15 protein-coding genes are annotated in these 17,462 nt (G+C 71.4%); 1 reads left to right on the top strand and 14 read right to left on the bottom strand.

Annotated features, from left to right (window positions below):
* Positions 1–72: 72 nt before the first annotated feature.
* The 5 genes from SLAV_RS26845 to SLAV_RS26825 all read right to left on the bottom strand — a co-directional run bounded on the left by SLAV_RS26845 (position 73) and on the right by SLAV_RS26825 (position 4,754).
* Entirely contained in the window at positions 73–1,665 is a 1,593-nt protein-coding gene (locus SLAV_RS26845; protein ID WP_030228061.1) for a Na+/H+ antiporter, read from the bottom strand.
* Between the two features lie 269 nt (positions 1,666–1,934).
* Positions 1,935–2,399 carry a GNAT family N-acetyltransferase gene (locus tag SLAV_RS26840; protein WP_030228059.1) on the bottom strand — a complete coding sequence of 155 codons (465 nt, stop codon included), beginning with the start codon at positions 2,397–2,399 and terminating at the stop codon, positions 1,935–1,937.
* A complete protein-coding gene (locus SLAV_RS26835; RefSeq protein WP_030228056.1) occupies positions 2,396–3,337 on the bottom strand; it encodes an RluA family pseudouridine synthase in 942 nt (313 codons plus the stop codon). Before SLAV_RS26835 ends, SLAV_RS26840 begins: the two co-directional genes overlap by 4 nt.
* 86 nt (positions 3,338–3,423) lie before the next feature.
* Entirely contained in the window at positions 3,424–3,990 is a 567-nt protein-coding gene (gene lspA, locus SLAV_RS26830; protein WP_030228053.1) for a signal peptidase II, read from the bottom strand.
* A gap of 65 nt (positions 3,991–4,055) precedes the next feature.
* Positions 4,056–4,754 (bottom strand): TraR/DksA family transcriptional regulator, encoded by a 699-nt coding sequence (locus tag SLAV_RS26825; protein WP_030228050.1) that lies wholly within the window; start codon positions 4,752–4,754, stop codon positions 4,056–4,058.
* A 533-nt stretch (positions 4,755–5,287) separates the two neighbouring features.
* Here SLAV_RS26825 and ileS point away from each other — a divergent pair.
* Positions 5,288–8,434 carry an isoleucine--tRNA ligase gene (ileS, locus tag SLAV_RS26815; protein WP_030228048.1) on the top strand — a complete coding sequence of 1,049 codons (3,147 nt, stop codon included), beginning with the start codon at positions 5,288–5,290 and terminating at the stop codon, positions 8,432–8,434.
* 304 nt (positions 8,435–8,738) lie between these two features.
* Here ileS and SLAV_RS26810 read toward each other — a convergent pair whose 3' ends face one another.
* From SLAV_RS26810 to ftsW, 9 genes are all read right to left on the bottom strand, one after another.
* Entirely contained in the window at positions 8,739–9,950 is a 1,212-nt protein-coding gene (locus tag SLAV_RS26810) for a DivIVA domain-containing protein (protein ID WP_030228046.1), read from the bottom strand.
* 82 nt (positions 9,951–10,032) lie between these two features.
* Positions 10,033–10,329 carry a YggT family protein gene (locus SLAV_RS26805; RefSeq protein ID WP_030155988.1) on the bottom strand — a complete coding sequence of 99 codons (297 nt, stop codon included), beginning with the start codon at positions 10,327–10,329 and terminating at the stop codon, positions 10,033–10,035.
* A gap of 59 nt (positions 10,330–10,388) precedes the next feature.
* Entirely contained in the window at positions 10,389–11,006 is a 618-nt protein-coding gene (locus tag SLAV_RS26800) for a cell division protein SepF (protein ID WP_030228043.1), read from the bottom strand.
* A 170-nt stretch (positions 11,007–11,176) separates the two neighbouring features.
* Positions 11,177–11,896, bottom strand: coding sequence for a YggS family pyridoxal phosphate-dependent enzyme (locus tag SLAV_RS26795; protein ID WP_030228040.1), 720 nt, complete (start codon positions 11,894–11,896; stop codon positions 11,177–11,179).
* The gene (pgeF, locus tag SLAV_RS26790; RefSeq protein ID WP_030228036.1) at positions 11,883–12,632 is read right to left on the bottom strand and encodes a peptidoglycan editing factor PgeF; all 750 of its coding nucleotides are present in this window, start codon (positions 12,630–12,632) and stop codon (positions 11,883–11,885) included. Before pgeF ends, SLAV_RS26795 begins: the two co-directional genes overlap by 14 nt.
* Positions 12,629–13,828 (bottom strand): cell division protein FtsZ, encoded by a 1,200-nt coding sequence (ftsZ, locus tag SLAV_RS26785; RefSeq protein ID WP_030228033.1) that lies wholly within the window; start codon positions 13,826–13,828, stop codon positions 12,629–12,631. Before ftsZ ends, pgeF begins: the two co-directional genes overlap by 4 nt.
* Positions 13,829–14,106: 278 nt before the next feature.
* The gene (locus tag SLAV_RS26780) at positions 14,107–14,949 is read right to left on the bottom strand and encodes a cell division protein FtsQ/DivIB (protein WP_030228030.1); all 843 of its coding nucleotides are present in this window, start codon (positions 14,947–14,949) and stop codon (positions 14,107–14,109) included.
* A gap of 30 nt (positions 14,950–14,979) precedes the next feature.
* Positions 14,980–16,074 carry an undecaprenyldiphospho-muramoylpentapeptide beta-N-acetylglucosaminyltransferase gene (gene murG / locus SLAV_RS26775; protein WP_030228027.1) on the bottom strand — a complete coding sequence of 365 codons (1,095 nt, stop codon included), beginning with the start codon at positions 16,072–16,074 and terminating at the stop codon, positions 14,980–14,982.
* 6 nt (positions 16,075–16,080) lie between these two features.
* Entirely contained in the window at positions 16,081–17,439 is a 1,359-nt protein-coding gene (ftsW, locus tag SLAV_RS26770; protein WP_030228024.1) for a putative lipid II flippase FtsW, read from the bottom strand.
* Positions 17,440–17,462 lie beyond the last annotated feature (23 nt).

Genomic DNA, 17,462 nt, shown 5'->3' with positions numbered 1-17,462 from the left:
GCTCCCGCGGAGCCTGCCCGCCCCGGCCCCCGGCCATCGCCGGCCGGGCCGGGGGGGCGGGCGGGCCCGGTCCTACGGACTGCGCAGGCTGCGCACGTCCAGGTGCCGCAGCACCCGGTCCACGATCTCCGGGTCCGCCCCCGGCTCGCTCCGCGCGGCCAGTACCTCGTGCCGGGCGGCGGACATCATCTCCCGCTGGATCCGCTGCACGTCCCGGATCCGCTCCACCCGCTTCCCGTAGGCCTCCCGCCGCTCCTCGTCCACCAGGTCGGGGCTGATCCTGGCCCCGACGTCGTACGCGCGCCGGTACAGGGTCTCCACGAGGTCCTCGGGCAGGTCCTCGACCTCCTCGATCTCCCTCAGCCGCCGCTTCGCCGCCTTCGCCGCGCGCAGCGCCAGCCGCCGCCGGCCCTCGCGCTCGGCATCCGCGTCGGCCTCCACCCCCAGCCGCCGCACCAGCCAGGGCAGCGTCAGGCCCTGGCACACCAGGGTCACCATGATCACCGCGAAGGCGATGAACACGATCTCGTCCCGGGCGGGGAACGGATCCCCGGCGTCCGTGCGCAGGGGGATGGCCAGGGCCAGCGCCACCGAGGCCACCCCGCGCATCCCGGCCCACCACATCACCACGCTCTCCCGCCAGCTCAGCGGGATCTCCTCGTCGTAGTCGCGCCGGCCGTGCAGCTTCTTCGCCAGCCAGGCCGCCGGGAGCAGCCACACCAGCCGTACGCCGACGACCACGACGATCACGATCGCGGCCCAGCCCGCCATCTCCCCGGCCCGGCCCTTCGCGACGCCGAAGACGTTGTGCAGCTCCAGCCCGATCAGCCCGAAGGCCACGCCGGTGACCAGGGTGTCGACGATCTCCCAGAAGGTGTGGCCTGCCAGCCGCCCCAGCACGTCGTCGGCGTCCGAGGCGTACTCGGCGAGGAACAGGGCGGTGGTCAGCACGGCCAGCACCCCGGAGCCCTGGAGCTCCTCCGCCACCACGTACGCGACGAACGGCACGAGCAGCGTCAGCCCGATCTGGAGGGTGGCGTCCCCGAGCCGGCCCATCATCCACCGCGTCACCCAGCCGAGCCCGAGCCCCACGGCCACCGCGACGACCGCGGACAGGACGAACTCCCCGAGCGCGTCGGGCCACGAGAAGCTTCCGCTGACGACGGCGGCGACGGCGACGTGGTAGAGCACGATGGCGGTGACGTCGTTGAACAGCCCCTCCCCCTCCAGGATCGACACCATCCTGCGGGGCAGCCCGAGCGATCCGGCGACGGCGGTGGCCGCGACGGGGTCGGGCGGGGCGATGAGCGCCCCGAGCGCGACGGCGGCGGCGACGGGCAGCCCCGGCACGACGGCGTGCGCGACGGCGGCGACGGCGGCGGTGGTCACGAAGACCAGGGCCACGGCCAGCAGCAGGATGGGCCGTACGTTGGCCGCGAACTGGCGCCAGGAGGTGCGCTGTGCGGAGGCGTACAGCAGCGGGGGCAGCACGAGCGGCAGGATGTACTCGGGCGGGATGTCGACGTTCGGCACGGCGGGCACCAGGGCCAGCACCACCCCGGTGATGGTCATCAGCACGGGCGCGGGCAGCCCCAGCCGGTCCCCGAGCGGAACGCTGACGACGGCCCCGAGCAGCAGCACGAACAGCAGAGCAAGCTGATCCACTCCCCCACCCTGCCAGGCCGCTGCCGCTGGGCTACGGGGGTCGGCCACCACCCCACCGGCGTGTCGGCCCCGGCCCACCCCCGGCCCCGTACGGGTCCGGCCCCCCGCGGCCGCTCGCGCGCCGGGTCCCGCGGGTGCGGGTCACGACACGGCGCTCCGCGCCCGCGCCTCAAACGCCGGCACAACCCAGCCCCGCCGGCGCTTGAGGCGCGGGGGTCCGGGGGCTGGCCCCCGGCAGCGGGCCCGCACCCGCCCACGCGCCCCCGGGGCTACGCCAGAGGACGCCGCATCGAGCGGTGCGGGATGCCCGCGTCCTGGAACTCCGGGCCGTAGGCCACGTAGCCGAGCCGCTCGTAGAACCCCAGCGCATGCGTCTGCGCACCGAGGTCGACCGCCGTCAGGCCCAGACCGGCCGCCTCCGCCTCGATCGCCCGGACCAGCGCGACCCCGACTCCCAGCCCGCGCGCGGACTTCCGTACGGCGAGGCGCCCCAGCGAGCCGACCTCCGGCGAGCCGGTCTTGGCGAGGGCCTCGGGGCCGTGCAGCAGGCGTCCGGTACCCAGGGCCTCGCCGTCCGGGCCCACGGCCAGCACGTGCACGGCGACCGCGTCGTACGTGTCGTACTCGATCGACTCCGGCACGGACTGCTCGACCACGAACACGTCGGTCCGCACCGCGTAGCAGGCGGCCAGGTCGGCCTCCGAGGAGGCCACCCGCACCGAGACGGACGTCACTGGCTCTCGGCCCGGATCACATCCAGCGCGTGCTGGAGGTCGGCCGGGTAGCCGCTCTCGAACTCGACCCACTGCCCGTCGGACGGGTGTTCGAAGCCGAGCCGCACGGCGTGCAGCCACTGCCGGGTCAGCCCGAGCCGCTTGGCGACGGTCGGGTCGGCGCCGTAGGTCAGGTCGCCGACGCAGGGGTGGCGGTGGGCGGACATGTGCACGCGGATCTGGTGCGTGCGGCCCGTCTCCAGCTTGATGTCCAGCAGCGACGCGGCGCGGAACGCCTCGATCAGGTCGTAGTGGGTGACGGAGGCCTTGCCGTCCTGGGTCACCGCCCACTTGTAGTCGGCGCTGGGGTGGCGCCCGATCGGCGCGTCGATGGTGCCGCTCATCGGGTCCGGGTGCCCCTGCACCAGCGCGTGGTAGCGCTTGTCGACGACCCGCTCGCGGAACTGGTTCTTCAGCGAGGTGTACGCGCGCTCGGACTTGGCGACGGCCATCAGGCCGGAGGTGCCGACGTCGAGGCGGTGGACGATGCCCTGCCGCTCGGACGCGCCGGAGGTGGAGATCCGGTAGCCGGCGGCGGCGAGGCCGCCGATGACGGTGGTGCCGGTCCAGCCGGGGCTCGGGTGCGCGGCGACGCCGACCGGCTTCATGATCACGACGATGTCGTCGTCGTCGTGGACGATCTCCATGCCGGGCACGGGTTCGGCGACGAGCTCGACCGGGCGCGGCGGGGCGGGCATCTCGACTTCGAGCCAGGCGCCGCCGTGCACGCGCTCGGACTTGCCGACGACGCTGCCGTCGACCGAGACCTTCCCCTCCGACGCCAGCTCGGCCGCCTTCGTCCGGGAGAAACCGAACATACGGGCGATGGCGGCGTCGACGCGCTCGCCTTCGAGGCCATCGGGAACGGGCAGGGTGCGGATCTCGGGAATCGTACTCACCTGTCGAGTATGCAGGACTCGGCAGAGGACCATTCCCGCGATCGGCCCGGGACCAGCGCGCGATCGGCCCGCGACGGGCCCGCGGATCAGTCCTTGTGCACGGTGCCGTCCGGGTCCAGGCCCTTGAAGGACAGCAGGACGATCAGGATGCCGCCGCACACGATCGCCGAGTCCGCGAGGTTGAAGACGGCGAAGTGGGCGGGGGCGATGAAGTCGACGACCGCGCCGCGGAACACGCCCGGCGAACGGAAGATCCGGTCGGTGAGGTTGCCCAGCGCGCCGCCCAGCAGCAGACCGAGGGCGATCGCCCACGGCAGGCTGTACAGCTTGCGGGCCAGCCGGACGATCACCACGATCACGGTCGCCGCGATGCAGGTGAAGATGATCGTGAACGCCTCGCCGAAGCCGAAGGCGGCGCCGGGGTTGCGGATCGCGTTGAACTGCAGCAGGTCGCCGAGGACCCGGATCGGGGGCTGGTGCTCCAGCCGGGCCACGACCAGCATCTTGCTGCCGAGGTCGACCAGGTACGCGAGCACCGCGACGACGAGCAGCGCCGTGATCCGCCGGCGCCCCCTGGGCGCGTCCGGACCCGGCTGCGGCTCGGCGTCGTCCCCGACCTCCGGCGTACCGATGATGCGCTCCGCCTCTGCCACGTGAGTCCCTCGACTAGCTCGATCCCGACGAGACACGAGAGTACGTCAGGGGACGCACCTCGTGCCTAGTGCCTCCGCTCCTGCTTCTGCTTGCAGTCCACGCACAGGGTGGCCCGCGGGAAGGCCTGCATCCGCGCCTTGCCGATGGGCTGCCCGCAGTTCTCGCAGAGCCCGTACGTGCCCGCCTCCAGGCGTTCCAGGGCCCGCTCGGTCTGCTCCAGCATCGAGGTGGCGTTCGCGGCGAGGGCCAGCTCGGACTCCCGGGTGATGTTCTTGGTCCCGGTGTCGGCCTGGTCGTCGCCCGCGCCGTCCCCCGAGTCCCGCATCAGGCCCGTGATGGCCACCTCGGAGGCGTCGAGCTCGGTGCGCAGCCGCAGGATCTCCGAGACCAGCTCCGTACGGGCCTCCTCGACCTCCTGCTCGGTCCAGGGGTCCTCGCCGGGGCGTACGGCGAGCTCGCCGGGCGTGGTGGCCGCCGTGGCCCGCGCCTTGGGGAGCCCGCTGGTGGCCGCAGCGGCCGTCTTCCTGGCCGTACCCGCAGTCTTCTTGGCAACCACTTTCCGAGCTCCCGTCTTCCGCGCGGCCGGGGCCGCCCCCTCGGCTGCGGCCGGGGTGGCCGCCGCCTTGCCCGTGGTGCTCTTCGCGGCCGCCTTCTGCGCCGTGGCGTCGGCCGTCTTCGCCGGGGCCTTCTTCGCCGCCGCGGTCTTCTTCGCGGCGGCCTTCTTCACGGCGGTCTTCGCCGCCGCCGTCTTCTTCGCCACCATGGCCGCGGCCCCTTTTCACATACTGTGATCTTGTTCGCGGATCGTGCCGGAACGATAAATCGGCGCCGGCCGCACGGCAACGGGGCACGCGTCCATCGAGGTCAACCTGCATCCGTTGTGCCCAGCGGGAAGCCCGGTAATCCGCCCCGCCCGCCCCGCCGGATCCCGTACCGGCCGATCAGCCCGTCCGGGTCACGCCGCGGGCTCGGCGATAACCGGTCTGCCGACCCGGGCCCCGGCCCTTACACTGGGCGCAGCGAGAGGCATGGATGGGGACGAGTAGCGTCGGACGCAGCCAGGAGCGACCCGGGGACGGTGAGAGCCCGGGGGCGAGCGCGATGCGAAGGATCACCCCGGAGCCGCCGGAAGAAAGCCCGTACGGATCCCCGTGGGGCGAGTAGAACCGGCTTCGCACCCCAATGAGGGGGCCGCCGGACCTGTCCGGGGGCCAAGGAGGGTGGTACCGCGGGAGCACCAGTGCTCTCGTCCCTCCGGACGGAATTGACACCCCGCCGGAGGAAGAGTTCAGCCTCATGACCACACCGCCGCAGTACCGCCCGGTACCCGCCCAGGTCGACCTGCCTGCCCTTGAGCACGCCGTCCTCGACTTCTGGCGCGAGAGCAAGACCTTCGCCAAGACCCTGGAGCAGTCCGAGGGACGCCCCGAGTGGGTCTTCTACGAGGGCCCGCCGACCGCGAACGGCATGCCCGGCGCACACCACATCGAGGCCCGCGTCTTCAAGGACGTCTTCCCCCGGTTCCGCACCATGCGCGGCTACCACGTGGCCCGCAAGGCCGGCTGGGACTGCCACGGGCTGCCCGTCGAGCTCGCCGTCGAGAAGGAACTCGGCTTCAACGGCAAGCAGGACATCGAGGCCTACGGCATCGCCGAGTTCAACGCCAAGTGCCGCGAGTCCGTGACCCGCCACACCGACGCGTTCGCCGAGCTCACGACCCGGATGGGCTACTGGGTCGACCTGGACGACGCCTACCGGACCATGGACCCCGAGTACGTCGAGTCCGTGTGGTGGTCGCTGAAGGAGATCTTCAACAAGGGCCTGCTCACCCAGGACCACCGCGTCGCCCCCTGGTGCCCGCGCTGCGGCACCGGCCTCTCCGACCACGAGCTGGCGCAGGGCTACGAGACGGTCGTGGACCCCTCGGTCTACGTCCGCTTCCCGCTGACCTCCGGCCCGCTCGCGGGCGAGGCGGCGCTGCTGGTCTGGACGACGACCCCCTGGACCCTGGTCTCCAACACCGCGGTCGCCGCCCACCCCGAGGTCACGTACGTGGTCGCCACGGACGGCACCGAGAAGCTGGTCGTCGCCCAGCCGCTGCTGGAGAAGTCCCTCGGCGAGGGCTGGGAGGCCACCGGCCAGACCTTCACCGGCAAGGAGATGGAGCGCTGGACGTACCAGCGCCCCTTCGAGCTCGTCGACTTCCCGGAGCCCGCCCACTACGTCGTGAACGCCGAGTACGTCACGACCGAGGACGGCACCGGTCTGGTCCACCAGTCCCCCGCCTTCGGCGCCGACGACCTCGCGGTCTGCCGCGCGTACGGCCTGCCGGTCGTGAACCCGGTCCGCCCCGACGGCACCTTCGAGGAGGAGGTCCCGCTGGTCGGCGGCGTCTTCTTCAAGAAGGCCGACGAGAAGCTCACCGCCGACCTCGACGCGCGCGGCCTGCTCTTCAAGCACATCGCCTACGAGCACAGCTACCCGCACTGCTGGCGCTGCCACACGGCCCTGCTCTACTACGCGCAGCCGTCCTGGTACATCCGCACCACCGCCGTCAAGGACGCGATGCTGCGGGAGAACGAGAAGACGAACTGGTTCCCGGACTCGGTCAAGCAGGGCCGCTTCGGCGACTGGCTGAACAACAACATCGACTGGGCGCTGTCCCGCAACCGCTACTGGGGCACCCCGCTGCCGATCTGGCGCTGCGAGGAGAACCACCTCACCTGCGTCGGCTCCCGCGCCGAGCTGTCCGAGCTGTCCGGGCAGGACCACTCGGCCCTGGACCCGCACCGCCCGTACATCGACGACGTCACCTTCACCTGCACGGCCGAGGGCTGCTCCCTGGAGGCCGTCCGCGTCCCCGAGGTCATCGACGCCTGGTACGACTCGGGCTCGATGCCGTTCGCGCAGTGGGGCTACCCGTACAAGAACAAGGAGATCTTCGAGAAGCGCTACCCGGCGCAGTTCATCTCGGAGGCCATCGACCAGACCCGCGGCTGGTTCTACACGCTGATGGCGGTCGGCACCCTCGTCTTCGACAAGTCCTCCTACGAGAACGTGGTCTGCCTGGGCCACATCCTCGCCGAGGACGGCCGCAAGATGTCCAAGCACCTGGGCAACATCCTCCAGCCGATCCCGCTCATGGACCAGCACGGCGCCGACGCGGTGCGCTGGTTCATGGCGGCCGGCGGCTCCCCGTGGGCGGCGCGGCGCGTCGGCCACGGCACGATCCAGGAGGTCGTCCGCAAGACCCTGCTCACGTACTGGAACACGGTCGCCTTCCAGGCGCTGTACGCCCGTACGTCGAACTGGGCGCCCTCGGCCGCGGACCCGGCCCCGGCCGACCGCACGGTCCTGGACCGCTGGCTGCTCTCCGAGCTCCACACCCTGGTCACCGACGTCACCGAGGCGATGGAGGCGTACGACACCCAGCGCGCCGGCAAGCTCCTCTCCGCCTTCGTCGACGACCTCTCGAACTGGTACGTGCGCCGCTCGCGCCGCCGCTTCTGGCAGGGCGACAAGGGTGCCCTGCGCACCCTGCACGAGGTCGTCGAGACGGTGACCCGCCTGATGGCCCCGCTGACCCCCTTCATCACGGAGCGGGTCTGGCAGGACATGATCGTCCCGGTCACCCCGGAGGCCCCGGAGTCGGTGCACCTGTCCGGCTGGCCGGCCGCGGACGCCTCGGCGATCGACCCGGTCCTGTCCCAGCAGATGCTGCTGGTCCGCCGTCTGGTGGAGCTGGGCCGGGCCACGCGCGCCGAGTCGGGCGTCAAGACCCGCCAGCCGCTGTCGCGGGCGCTGGTCGGCGCGGTGGGCTTCGACGCGCTGTCGCCGGAGCTCCAGGCCCAGATCACGGAGGAGCTGAACGTCTCCTCCCTGGCCTCCCTCTCGGAGGTCGGCGGGTCCCTGGTGGACACCACGGCGAAGGCGAACTTCCGGGCGCTGGGCAAGCGCTTCGGCAAGGGCGTGCAGGACGTGGCGAAGGCGGTGGCCGCGGCCGACGCGGCGGCGCTGTCGCTGGCCCTGCGGGCCGGCTCCGCCGAGGTCGAGGTGAACGGCGAGTCCGTCGCCCTCACCCCGGAGGAGGTCATCATCACGGAGACCCCGCGCGAGGGCTGGTCGGTGGCCTCCGACTCCGGCGCGACGGTCGCCCTGGACCTGGAGATCACGCCGGAGCTGAAGCTGGCGGGCCTGGCCCGTGACGCGATCCGCCTGATCCAGGAGGCCCGCAAGAACTCCGGCCTCGACGTGGCGGACCGGATCGCCCTGCGGTGGTCGGCCACCGAGCCGGAGGTCGTCACGGCCCTGACGGACCACGCGGCCCTGATCGCGGACGAGGTCCTCGCCACGGACTTCGCCTCCGGCGAGGGGGACGCGGCGTACGGCGAGCCCTTCACGGACGAGCCCCTGTCCCTGACGTTCCGCCTCCGCAAGGCGTAACCGGACCCGACGGCCCGCACCCTTCCCCTCCGGGGGGGGTGCGGGCCGTTTCGTTTTCCGTTACCCGCCTCGATCGCGGGGCGCGGCCCACTACACGGCGCTCCGCGCCCGCGCCTCAATCGCCGGCGGGGCTGGAGCATCCAGCCCCGCCGGCGACTGAGGCGGGAACGGTGGAAGGGTGGGGCGGGGAGGAAGCCCGCGCAGCGGCAGCGGCAGCGGCGCCGGGACGCGGAACGGGCCGGGCCCGGGTTCCGATGGGAACCCGGGCCCGGCCCGTAAGGCTGCCGACGACGAACGGCGGCGCCTAGTTGTCGTCCTCGTCGATCAGGAAGCCCCGCATGGGAGACGGCGCCTGCTGCATCGGCTGCGGCGCAGCCGGCCGCACCGGAGCCATCGGCTGCGTCATCGCCGGGGACATCTGCTGCTGGCCGCCGTAGGACGGGCCACCACCCATCGGGGAGGGACCGCCCATGGGGGACGGAGCACCCATGGACGGGTTGCCCATGGAGTGGCCCATCGCACCGGCCGGAGCCATCGACGGCGAAGGCGACGGCGGCAGCGCCGGACCGGCCGGGGTGCGCGGCGGGGCCAGGGAGTCGTCGGCCTGGGTCTCCAGCTGGCGCAGCTGCGACTCAAGGTAGGACTTCAGACGCGTACGGTACTCGCGCTCGAAGCCCCGCAGGTCCTCGACCTTGCGCTCCAGGGTGGCGCGGGCGGACTCCAGGGAACCCATCGCGACGCGGTGCTTCTCCTGCGCGTCCCGCTCCAGCGCGTCGGCCTTGGCGCGGGCGTCCCGCTCCAGGCCCTCGGCGCGCGAACGGGCCTCGCCGACGATCTTGTTGGCTTCGGAGCGGGCCTCCGCGATCGCCTGGTCGGCGGTCTGCTGCGCGAGCGACAGGACGCGGGCGGCGCTGTCGCCACCGGGGCCCTGCTGCGGGAGCTGCGGCGGCTGCTGCATCTGCTGCATCTGCTGACCCATGGGCTGCATCTGCTGCCCCATCGGCTGCATCTGCTGGCCCATCGGCTGGCCGAGCGGGTTCTGGCCACCCATGGACTGCTGCTGCATGGGGGGCTGGCCCATCTGCTGCTGCGGCGCCATGGGGTGCTGGCCACCCATGGACTGCTGCTGCATGGGGTTGCCCATCGGGCCCGGACCCTGCGGTCCGTGTCCACCGGGACCGGCCGGCAGCTGCGGCTGGCCGCCGGGAAGCTGCGGCGGGCCCATCTGCGGCTGCTGCTGCTGCGGCGGGCCGGATATGGCCGCGGGCACGGGGGCGCCCGGGCCTCGCTGGTCCTGGGGCTCCGGCTTGCGCATGTTCTGCTGCTGCTGGTTCTGCGCGGCGGCACGCGTCGCGGCGGCCAGCTTGGCGCGCAGGTCCTCGTTCTCGCGCAGCAGGCGCGTCAGTTCGGACTCGACCTCGTCGAGGAAGGCATCGACCTCGTCCTCGTCATAGCCTTCTCGGAGGCGGACGGTCGTGAACTGCTTGTTCCGCACGTCCTCGGGGGTCAGCGGCATGTCTTCTTCACCTCTACGTAGTCGTCGGCAGTCGGCAAGACCGTATCGGGACTGTCCCCGCGCCCGCGGGGAAGCACATCGTTCACACGCTTCTCGCAGCGGTGCTCACGAAACTGATGAGGATGTAAACGATGATCATCAGAACGAAGAAGGACAGGTCGAGTGCCACGCCCCCGAGACGCAACGGCGGGATGAATCGCCGGAGAAGCTTGAGCGGTGGATCGGTGACAGTGTAGGTGGCCTCCAGAACGACCACCATCGCCTTGCCGGGTGTCCATGAACGTGCGAACTGGAACACGTAGTCCATGACCAGTCGGAAGATCAGCACGATGAGGAAGCACATCAGCGCGATGTAGACCACTTGCAGTGCGACGCCCATCCCGCGCTTCCCTCTCCCCGTTCTCGCTCTGTTCCCGGTCCCGTGTCTGACGGATCGGTCTAGCTTTGGTTGAAGAACCCGCCCTCCGCGATGCGGGCCTTGTCCTCCGCCGTGACATCGACGTTAGCAGGCGACAGCAGGAACACCTTCTGTGTCACGCGTTCAATACTGCCGTGCAGACCGAAGACGAGGCCGGCGGCGAAGTCGACGAGACGCTTCGCGTCCGTGTCGTCCATCTCCGTGAGATTCATGATCACCGGAGTGCCCTCACGGAAGTGTTCCCCGATGGTACGGGCCTCGTTGTAGGTCCGGGGGTGCAGCGTCGTGATGCGGTACGGCTCCCGCTCGGAGACGACCTTGGGCATGATCACGGGGGCGTTCTTCTCCAGGTTGGTGCGGTCAGGTGTGATGGATGCCACGGGGGCAATTCGCGCGGGACGTCCGTTTTCTGACGGAATTGGGAGGGGTTCCCGCGGCGCCGGAGGCTGTACGACTCGTACCGGTTCGTCCGGTACGGGCGATTGGTGCACGGGCTGCTGTCGGCGATCCCGGTCCCGCGCGCGCTCCGGCTCCGGCTCGGGCTCGAACTCGTCATCGGGGTCGTACCCCGGGTTGTCGTACCGGTCGTCCTCCACGAGGCCGAGGTAGACCGCCATCTTGCGCATCGCGCCGGCCATTCTCCGAGTCCTCCGCTCTGTGGTGGATCGCCCTGTCGCAGGTGTCGCTGTGTCCGTCAGCAAAGTAGCTGTGTCACCAAAGTCACCAACTGCCCGCGATCCACTTGGTCTGTCCGCTCATCTGCGGAAATGACCATATTTTCTGCTGTGGTCCGACTTTCTTCGCGACGTTACCCGAGCCGGGGTCTCGCGCCGAGTACCGCAGTGCCGACGCGTACATGTGTCGCACCCGCCAGCACGGCCTGTTCCAGGTCGGCGCTCATTCCGGCCGACACCATCGTGGCAGCCGGATGGTCCGCGCGCAGGCCGGATGACAATTCCACCAGCCGCTCGAAGGCCGCCCGTTCGCGCCCCGCGTAAGGGCCGGCCAGCGGGGCCACGGTCATCAGACCGTCGATCCGCAGTCCCGGCGCGGCGGCCACGAGGTCCGCCAACTCCGGGAGCAGGTCCGGCGCCGCGCCTCCGCGGGCGCCGCGCTCCCCCGACTCGGCGTCGAGCGCGATCTGCACCAGACAGCCGAGTTCGCGTCCCTGCGCCTGCGCGGCCGCCGACAGTGCCGTGACGAGCTTCGGCCGGTCGACCGACTGCACGACATGCGCGTATCCCGCCACGGAACGGACTTTGTTCGTCTGCAACTGACCCACGAAATGCCAGTTCAGCGGCAGATCCGCGCAGGCCGCGGCCTTGGGCGCGGCGTCCTGGTCCCGGTTTTCCGCAACATGACGGACACCCAGCTCCGTCAGCAGTCGTACGTCGCTCGCCGGGTACGTCTTGGTGACCACGATGAGGGTCACCTCGTCCCGCCCCCGGCCCGCGGCCGCGCAGGCGGACGCGATGCGCTCCTCCACCCGCGCGAGGTTCTCCGCGAGTTCCGACTTACGGTCTGTCATCAATCCGTTCCAACCACACATATCCGGCAAGCCGCCCGGTCACCCGGTCGCGGCGGTACGAGAAGTGGTCCCGCGACTCCAGTGTGCAGACCGCGGAACGGTGGCGGTACGCCACCCCCGCCTCCGCCAGCTGCGCGTGCACCCCGGCGACCACGTCCACCGCCGGAGTCCCCCAGCTGGTCTCGGCCCACGCGGCCGGAACCACGGCGGCGACCGCCTCCCGCATCTCGGCGGGCACTTCGTAGCACCGCCCGCAGACGGCCGGTCCGGTACGGGCGACCATGCGCGCGGGGTCCGCGCCCAGGGCCGTCATCGCCTCGACCGCGGCCGGCACCACCCCGGCGACCAGCCCGGGCCGCCCCGCGTGGGCGGCGCCGACGACCCCGGCGACGGGGTCGGCCAGCAGCACGGGGGTGCAGTCGGCGGTGAGCACGGCGAGGGCGAGCCCCCGACGGGCGGTCACCACCGCGTCCACCGAGGGGACCGGCTCGCCGTCCGGCCAGGGGCCGTCCACCACCGCCACGTCCCGCCCGTGCACCTGGTTCATCCACACGACGCGGGCCGCATCGATGCCCAGCTCCGTCGCCGCGGCGGCCCGGTTCGCGCGAACGGCGGCCGGGTCGTCTCCGACCGCGCCGCCGAGATTGAGCTCCTCGTACGGAACGGCGCTCACCCCGCCCCACCGGTCGGTGAAGGCGAAGTGGGCGCCGCTCTCGTGATGCTGCCCCAGTGTCACTTCAAGAAGTCCGGAACATCCAGCTCTTCGGCCGGGCTGTCCTGGTACGGCCGGGCCGTCGGCACCTGCGGCGCGGGCGCCGGCTCGACGGGGATCTCCACCGGTGCCGGGGGCTCCTCGCGCGGGGTGACCGTGCCGAGTCCGCCGAAGGCCGGGCGGACCGGCTCCGGGGCGCGCACCGGCGCGGGGGCCGGCTCCTCGCGCTTGGTGGACGCGGCGCCGATGACGTTGTCGCGGCGGGCCGGGGGCTGTCCGCCGTCGAACCCGGCCGCGATGACGGTGACCCGTACCTCGTCGCCCAGAGCGTCGTCGATGACGGCGCCGAAGATGATGTTCGCCTCGGGGTGCGCGGCCTCGCTCACCAGCTGCGCGGCCTCGTTGATCTCGAAGAGACCCAGGTCCGAGCCGCCGGAGATGGAGAGCAGGACGCCCCGCGCCCCGTCGATGGAGGCCTCCAGCAGCGGCGAGGAGATCGCCATCTCGGCGGCGGCCACGGCGCGGTCGTCGCCGCGGGCCGAGCCGATGCCCATCAGCGCGGAGCCGGCCTCGGACATCACGGACTTGACGTCCGCGAAGTCCAGGTTGATCAGGCCCGGGGTGGTGATGAGGTCGGTGATGCCCTGGACGCCGGAGAGCAGGACCTGGTCGGCCGACTTGAAGGCGTCCAGGACGCTGACCTGGCGGTCCGAGATGGACAGCAGGCGGTCGTTGGGGATGACGATGAGGGTGTCGACCTCTTCGCGGAGCTCGGCGATGCCGTCCTCCGCCTGGTTCGCGCGGCGCCGGCCCTCGAAGGTGAACGGCCGGGTGACCACACCGATCGTCAGGGCGCCCAGCGAGCGCGCGATGTTGGCCACGACGGGTGCGCCGCCGGTGCCGGTGCCGCCGCCCTCGCCGGCGGTGACGAAGACCATGTCGGCCCCCTTGAGGACCTCCTCGATCTCCTCACGGTGGTCCTCTGCCGCCTTGCGGCCGACGGCCGGGTTGGCTCCGGCGCCGAGGCCTCGGGTGAGTTCACGGCCGACGTCGAGCTTGACGTCGGCGTCGCTCATCAACAGCGCCTGGGCGTCCGTGTTGATGGCGATGAACTCGACACCCTTGAGACCGACCTCGATCATTCGGTTGATGGCATTGACACCACCGCCGCCGACACCGATGACCTTGATGACTGCGAGGTAGTTCTGCGGTGCTGCCACGTCGAAGGCCTCTCGCCTCGATTACGTGTCGCCGCTTCGCGGGTCTGCGGTGCGACGACTGATGCCGAAATTGGGACGGTTCGTACGCGCCGACCCGAACCCTAACCCTGAAGTTTAGGGTTAGGGGTGTGTCTGTTCTCTGGACTCTTCCGAACAGGACACTAAGTCGACAAGTAGCGCGGGTTCAACGAACACGCCGAACCTCCCGTTTTTCTTTTCACCCTATGTGATCACCCGTATCGGTGGCCAACCAGGGTGCTTCGCTGTTCGACCGGACGTCAACTCCCGGACACCGCAGGTGCGGTGGGGACGCTCACGTCGAAGTGGTCGGCCTTGGGCGCGGCTTTCAGCAGAGCGGTCAGCGCGCGGCCCTTCGCCTCGCCCAGTTCCCCGCTCCCCCACACGACCGTGCGCCCCTTGGTCAGCTGGAGCAGCACCGAATCGTACGACCGCACCTTGACCTGCAAAGTCTCTTTCGCGATCGCGGCGGGCAGGCTCCCGGCGATGCCCACCGCCTCCCGCAGGAGCCGCTGCTCGTCGAAGCGGCGGGCGCTCGGCGAGTGCTCCGCGGCCAATTCCAGCACCGGAACACCTGCGGGCGCGCGTCCGACCGTGTCGAATCGCACACCGGTCGCGTCCACTTCGACGAACTCCGCTTCCTTCTTGATGAGCAGGACGGGTTTGCGTTCCGTCACTTTCAGCCCGATTCCGTGCGGCCAGGACCGCACCACGTCGACCGAATCGATACGGGGCAGCCGCCCGCGCAGACGGCTCGCGATCTCGTCCGTGTCCACGCTGACGAGGGGCGCGCCGACGGGCACGGCCGCGGCCGTGAGGACCTGTTCGGGGGTGAGCACCTCGGTGCCGGAGGCCGTGACCCGCTCGACGCGGAGCCAGGAGGAGCCGTAGAGCGCCCAGGTGCCGCCCCCGGCGAGGAGCGCGGCGGCGGCGAGGGAGGCCAGGACGGGGACCCGGCGCGCTCGCGCGCCACCGGGTCCCCGGGGGCCGGACCCCTTCGACGACTTGGGCGGCTTGGGCGGCTTGGACGGACCCGGGCGCTTTTTCCCGCCCCGGCCCGACCGGTCGGACGTGCCGCGCTGTGCCGTCGTCGCTCCGGCCACTCCTGTGCCTCCTGGGTCTGGCTTCCCGCCTCAGCGGGCCCTGTTGGCCGCGACCGCCTCGTAGACCAGGCCGACGAGCAGCTCGTCGGCGTCCCGGCGGCCGAACTCGGCGGCGGCCCGGGACATCTCGTAGAGGCGGTGCGGATCGGACAGCACCGGGAGGACCTGGCCGAGCACCCAGTCGGGCGTCAGTTCCGCGTCGTCCACGAGCAGGCCGCCGCCGGCCTTGACCACCGGCTGGGCGTTGAGCCGCTGTTCGCCGTTGCCGATGGGCAGCGGTACGTAGGCGGCCGGCAGTCCGACGGCGGAGAGTTCGGCGACGGTCATCGCACCCGCGCGGCACAGCATCATGTCGGCGGCGGCGTACGCGAGGTCCATCCGGTCCACGTACGGTACCGGGACGTACGGCGGCATCCCGGGCATGTTGTCGACACGCGGCAGTTCGTTCTTCGGGCCGACCGCGTGCAGGATCTGGATCCCGGAGCGCTGGAGGGTCGGAGCGACCTGCTGGATCACCTCGTTGAGGCGGCGGGCGCCCTGCGAGCCGCCGGAGACCAGCAGCGTCGGCAGGTTGGGGTCCAGCCCGAAGGCGGCGCGGGCCTCGGGGCGGACGGCGGCCCGGTCGAGGGTGGAGATGGACCGGCGCAGCGGGATGCCCACGTAGCGGGCGCCGCGCAGCTTGCTGTCCGGGGTGGACACCGCGACGGCGTGCGCGTAGCGCGAGCCGATCTTGTTGGCCAGTCCGGGCCGGGCGTTGGCCTCGTGGACGATGATCGGCACCCCGAGCCGCTTGGCGGCCAGGTAGCCGGGCAGGGCCACGTAGCCGCCGAAGCCGACGACGCAGTCCGCCTTGGTCCGGGTCAGGATCTCCTCGGCGGCCTTGATGGTGCCGCGGAGCCGCCCGGGGACGGTGATCAGCTCGGGGGTGGGCTTGCGGGGCAGCGGTACGGCGGGGATCAGGCCCAGCTCGTAGCCCCGCTCCGGGACCAGCCGCGTTTCAAGGCCGCGTTCGGTACCGAGGGCGGTGATGCCCACGGTCGGGTCCTGCCTGCGCAGGGCGTCCGCGAGGGCGAGCGCCGGCTCGATGTGGCCGGCGGTCCCCCCACCGGCGAGTACGACATGCACCGAAATTCACCGCTCTCCGGACGGACGCCTCTTGACGCGCCGTCTCATCGACTTCCATATCGGCCCGCTCCGCTGCCGGCCGAACCTCGGCTGGCGCATCGCGAGCGCCGCTCGCGCCGCCGGCTCCTCCCGCGCGAAGGCGATGAGCAGTCCGACCGCGAACATGGTCGGCAGCAGGGCCGACCCTCCGTAGGAGAACAGCGGGAGGGGCACACCGGCGATCGGCAGCAGGCCGAGCACCGCACCGATGTTGATCACGGCCTGGGCCGTGATCCACGTGGTGACGCCTCCCGCGGCATACCGTACGAAGGAGTCCTCCGTGCGTCCGGCCACGCGGATACCCGCATAGCCTAGAGCCGCGAACAGGGCGAGCACCGACAGCGTCCCCGCCAGCCCCAGTTCCTCACCCGTGATGGCAAAGATGAAGTCGGTGTGGGCTTCGGGCAGTTGCCCCCATTTTTCCACACTCGCCCCCAGACCGGAACCGAACCATCCTCCGGATGCCAGGGCGTAGATCCCGTGCACGGCCTGCCAGCAAAGGTCGTTCTTGCCCGGATCCGTCGCCCCGAGGCAGGCGAGCCGGTCCATGCGGTGCGGGCTGGTCTTGATGAGCAGTGCGACGATCACACCCGCGAAGAGCAGGACCCCGGCGAACATCCGGGTCGGCGCCCCGGCGAGCCAGAGCAGCCCGAACAGGACGGCGCCCAGGATCATCGCGGTGCCCATGTCGCCGCCCAGCATGATCAGCCCGAGCAGCAGGAAGGCCACCGGGACCAGCGGCACCAGCAGGTGCTTCCACTGGCTCAGCAGCCCCTTGTCCCCCTTGCGGGCCAGCAGGTCGGCGCCCCACAGGATCAGGGACAGCTTGCCGAACTCACTGGGCTGGAGCATGAACGGACCGCCAAGGGAGATCCAATTCTGGTTGCCGTTGATCGAGACCCCTATCCCGGGGACCTGGACCAGGACCATCAGGAACAGGGTGCCGGCGAGCACCGGGTAGGACAGGGCCCGGTGCAGCTTGACCGGCATCCGGGAGGCGGCGAAGAGCAGGACCGCGCCGATCAGGGCGGCCAGGAACTGCTTCTTGAAGAAGTAGGCGTCCCCCAGGCCCAGCTGGAGGGCCTTGATCATGGAGGCCGAGTAGACCATCACCAGGCCGAGCCCGGTGAGGAGCAGCGAGCTGCCGAAAATCAGGTAATACGCGGTGAGCGGCCGGTCCCAGGCCTTGCTCAACTGCCGCTGTGCGCGCCGCAGCCGCTGCAGCGGCCCGCGGGCGGGCCGCCGGGCGGTGACCGCGGGGCGTTTGCGGCCCTGCGCCTTCACGGCGGCGGGCCGCCGCCCCGGCAGCATCTGCTTGGCCGGCATCTGTGATCTTCCCCTCCACTCGT

The organism is Streptomyces lavendulae subsp. lavendulae (assembly GCF_002803845.1).
In the GTDB taxonomy this organism is placed as follows: Bacteria; Actinomycetota; Actinomycetes; order Streptomycetales; family Streptomycetaceae; genus Streptomyces; species Streptomyces lavendulae.
Note: the sequence above shows the minus strand (reverse complement) of the source record. Positions and strands in the feature narration are given on the sequence as shown.

Coding starts and splice junctions, on each gene's coding strand:
- SLAV_RS26800 (WP_030228043.1), bottom strand. CDS start 11,006: ATGGCCGGCGCGATGCGCAAGATGGCGGTCTACCTCGGCCTCGTGGAG.
- ileS (WP_030228048.1), top strand. CDS start 5,288: ATGACCACACCGCCGCAGTACCGCCCGGTACCCGCCCAGGTCGACCTG.
- SLAV_RS26825 (WP_030228050.1), bottom strand. CDS start 4,754: ATGGTGGCGAAGAAGACGGCGGCGGCGAAGACCGCCGTGAAGAAGGCC.
- SLAV_RS26810 (WP_030228046.1), bottom strand. CDS start 9,950: ATGCCGCTGACCCCCGAGGACGTGCGGAACAAGCAGTTCACGACCGTC.
- SLAV_RS26795 (WP_030228040.1), bottom strand. CDS start 11,896: ATGACAGACCGTAAGTCGGAACTCGCGGAGAACCTCGCGCGGGTGGAG.
- ftsW (WP_030228024.1), bottom strand. CDS start 17,439: ATGCCGGCCAAGCAGATGCTGCCGGGGCGGCGGCCCGCCGCCGTGAAG.
- SLAV_RS26805 (WP_030155988.1), bottom strand. CDS start 10,329: ATGGGCGTCGCACTGCAAGTGGTCTACATCGCGCTGATGTGCTTCCTC.